The sequence below is a fragment of the Dietzia sp. DQ11-71 genome (genome assembly GCF_014144995.1).
In the GTDB taxonomy this organism is placed as follows: Bacteria; Actinomycetota; Actinomycetes; order Mycobacteriales; family Mycobacteriaceae; genus Dietzia; species Dietzia kunjamensis.
The window spans coordinates 1-3,586 of sequence record NZ_JAALDT010000419.1; the positions used below are offsets into that span (position 1 = coordinate 1).

General features: G+C 72.3%; 4 protein-coding genes. All 4 read right to left on the reverse strand.

Going from position 1 to position 3,586, the window contains the following annotated elements:
- Nucleotides 1-47 precede the first annotated feature (47 nt).
- Nucleotides 48-1,016 (reverse strand): 23S rRNA (guanosine(2251)-2'-O)-methyltransferase RlmB, encoded by a 969-nt coding sequence (gene rlmB / locus G6023_RS13645; RefSeq protein WP_069390413.1) that lies wholly within the window; start codon nt 1,014-1,016, stop codon nt 48-50.
- A 1-nt stretch (nt 1,017) separates the two neighbouring features.
- Nucleotides 1,018-2,454, reverse strand: coding sequence for a cysteine--tRNA ligase (cysS, locus tag G6023_RS13650; protein WP_096906095.1), 1,437 nt, complete (start codon nt 2,452-2,454; stop codon nt 1,018-1,020).
- A 28-nt stretch (nt 2,455-2,482) separates the two neighbouring features.
- Nucleotides 2,483-2,965, reverse strand: coding sequence for a 2-C-methyl-D-erythritol 2,4-cyclodiphosphate synthase (ispF, locus tag G6023_RS13655; RefSeq protein ID WP_069390411.1), 483 nt, complete (start codon nt 2,963-2,965; stop codon nt 2,483-2,485).
- Nucleotides 2,962-3,586: IspD/TarI family cytidylyltransferase (locus tag G6023_RS13660; RefSeq protein WP_182636023.1), on the reverse strand; the 625-nt coding region annotated here is incomplete at its 5' end. The genes G6023_RS13660 and ispF, both read right to left, overlap by 4 nt.

A 3,586-nucleotide genomic window follows, 5' to 3' on the forward strand; every position in this document is an offset into this window, starting at 1 on the left:
CCAGCGGATGCCGCGGGCCGGGCGGGCCGGGCTCCCGCCTCGGCGGGTCAGCGCTTGACGCGCCGCTGCCGCGCGAACTCCGAGAGCACCACGCCCGCCGCCACCGAGGCGTTGAGGCTCTCGACCTCGGACGCGATCGGGATGGACAGGATCGAGTCGCAGTTCTCGCGGACGAGGCGGGACAGGCCCTTGCCCTCGGAGCCCACGACGATGACCGTGGGACCGGTGCCGTCGTAGTCGTCCAACGAGACGTCGCCCCCGGCGTCCAGGCCGACGAGCTGCGCGCCCTGCTTGGCCCAGTCGAGCAGCGTCCGGTTGAGGTTGGTCGCCTTGGCCACCGGCAGGCGGGCTGCGGCGCCGGCCGAGGTGCGCCACGCCACCGCGGTGATGGACGCGCTGCGCCGCTCGGGGATCAGCACGCCGTGCCCACCGAAGGCCGCGACCGACCGGATGACGGCGCCGAGGTTGCGAGTGTCGGTGATGTTGTCGAGCGCCACCAGCAGGGCCGGCTTCGAGGAGTGCATGGCGCTCTGGATGAGGTCGTCCGGGTCGGCGTACTCATAGGGTGGTACCTGGAGACCGATCCCCTGGTGCATGCCATTGGAGGTCATCCGGTCGAGATCGTGGCGGGGCACCTCGAGGATCGAGATCCCCTTGTCGGCGGCGAACCGCACGGCCTCGGTGAGCCGCTCGTCGTTGTCGGCCCCCACGGCCACGAACAACGCCGTCGCCGGGACTCCGGCGCGCAGGCACTCCACGACCGGGTTGCGGCCCACCACGAGTTCGGGCCCGTCGGCCTTCTTCTGGGCGTACTGGCGGCGCTGCTGGGCACCGTCCGACTTGCGCGACGCGGCCTTGGCCTTGCGGTGCGCCGGGTGGTAGGTCCGGTCCTCGGCCTTGGGGGTGGCGCCGCGCGCCTCGAGCCCGCGACGGCGCTGGCCGCCGGAGCCGACGACCTGTCCCTTCTTGGTGCCGGATTTGCGGATCGCTCCGCGCCGGCTCGAATTGCCCGCCATGTCAGTCCTTCCGGTTGGCGAGCGACCACTTCTGGCCGTCCGCGGTGTCGGCCACCTCGATACCCGCCGCGACCAGTCGGTCACGGATGGCGTCGGCGGTGGCGAAGTCCTTGTTCGCCCGCGCGTCGGCGCGGGCCTCGAGTTCTGCGCGCACGAGGAGATCGAGTGCTGTCAACGCCGCGTCCTCCCCACCCCCGGCGGAGGTCCACTGCGGGTCCAACGGGTCGACGCCCAGCACCGCGGTCATCGCCCGCACGGACGATGCCGCCGCGAGCGCCGCGTCGAGATCCCCCGACGACAACGCGGTGTTGCCGGCGCGGACCCGGCCGTGGATCTCCGCCAGCGCGGCGGGGACCCCGAGATCGTCGTCCATCGCGGCGGCGAACGCGTCGGTCCACTCGCCGACCGGGACGTCGCCCCCCGGTGCCGTTCCCGACCCGATGGCCTCGTTCACCCGGTGCACGAGCGCCTCGATCCGGCGATAGGCCGCGGCCGCCTCCTGCAGTGCCTCGGGAGAGTATTCCAGCATCGACCGGTAATGCGCACTTCCGAGGTAGTAGCGCAGTTCCACGGGGCGGACGGCGGTGAGGATGTTGGGCACGCTGAGCACGTTGCCCAGTGACTTGCTCATCTTCTCGCCGGCCATCGTCACCCAGCCGTTGTGCAGCCAGAAGCGGGCGAACCCGTCGCCGGCGGCATGGGACTGGGCCGCCTCGTTCTCGTGGTGCGGGAACTGCAGGTCGAGGCCGCCGCCGTGGATGTCGAAGGTGTGGCCGAGATACCAGGTGGCCATGGCCGAGCACTCGAGGTGCCACCCGGGCCTGCCGTCGCCCCACGGGGTGGGCCAGGCGGGCTCGCCGGGCTTGGCGGCCTTCCAGAGGGCAAAGTCTCGCGTGTCGCGCTTACCGCGCAGGTCGGCGGACTCGCCCTGGTCGACCTCGTCGAGTCGGTGTCCGGACAGGTGCCCGTAGTCGCCCTCGGGCGCGGCCGACCAGGCGGCGACGTCGAAGTAGACGCTGCCCTCGGCCGGATACGCGAAACCCCGCTCGATGAGCCTCTCCATGTAGTCGATCATCTGGGTCACGTGCCCGGTCGCGCGTGGCTCGGTGGACGGCGGCAGCACGCCGAGCGCGTCGTAGGCGCGGGTGAACTCGCGCTCGTGGGTGGCCGCCCATTCCCACCACGGGCGCCCGTTCTCGGCGGCCTTGGTGAGGATCTTGTCGTCGATGTCGGTGACGTTGCGCACGAACGCCACGTCGTAGCCGCATCCGAGGAGCCAGCGGCGCAGGATGTCGAACGCGACGCCGGAGCGGACGTGGCCGATGTGCGGGACCGACTGGGGGGTGGCTCCACAGAGGTAGACGGACGCGTGCCCTTCCCGGACGGGGGTGAACTCCCTCAGGGAGCGGGCGGCGGTGTCGTACAGATGGAGCGTCACGGGTGCCGAGTCTACCGGTGTCGGGCCGTCAGGCCCGGTACACCAGTGCCGTGGCCACGGCGGAGACCCCCTCACCGCGGCCGGTGAAGCCCATGCCGTCGGTGGTGGTGGCGGAGACGGAGACCGGGGCGCCGATGATCTCGGACAATCGCTGCTCGGCCTCGGTACGGCGCGGCCCCATCTTGGGCCGGTTGCCCACCATCTGCACGGCGGCGTTGCCGATCACCCACCCGTGCTCGTCCAGCTCGGCCACCGCTTCCCGCAGCAGGCGCTCGCCCGAGACGTCGTCGTACTCGGGTCGTCCGGTGCCCACCAGCGCGCCGAGGTCGCCGAGGCCCGCCGCCGAGAGCAGGGCGTCGACCAGGGAGTGGGCGACCACGTCCCCGTCGGAGTGCCCCTCGCACCCGTTGTCCTCGGGGAAGTGCAGACACGCCATCATGCAGCGCTTTCCGGGCTCCACGCGGTGGGCGTCGGTGCCGATCCCCACGCGGGGGATGACGGGTCCGGTCACGGGTCCTCCTGGATTCGGCCCGCGGGGACGGGGGGCGCCGAGCCGGGACGGGATCCGGCGAGTTCCGTCAGCGCGCGGGCATGGTCGGTGGCGGTGGTGATCTTGAACGCGAGCGCGTCTCCCTCGACGGTCGCGACCCGTTGCCCGATCCGTTCGACCAGGCCGGCGTCGTCGGTGGCGATGTCCCCGGCCGCGTCATAGGCGGCGAGCAGGACGTCGGGAGCGAATCCCTGGGGTGTCTGGACGGCGCGCAGCCCGGAACGGTCGGGGGTGCCCACGACGTAGCCGTCGACGTCGACCTGTTTGACGGTGTCGACGACCGGGAGCACCGGCACCACGGCGACCTCGCCGGAGCGCACGGCCTCGACGACGCGCCGCGTCGGTGCGGCGGGGGTGAGGCACCGCGCCGCGTCGTGCACCAGCAGGACGTCGTACACCGCCGCGCCGGCATCACCGTGGGTGGCGGTCAGCGCCGCGAGCCCGTTGCGCACGGAGTCGGTGCGCTCCGCGCCGCCGGTGGCGACGACGACGAGGTGGTCATCGTTCCGGAGTCGGGCGAGCATCGACTCGGCTTCCCGGACGCGGTCCGACGGGACCACCACCACCACATCGTCGACGGCC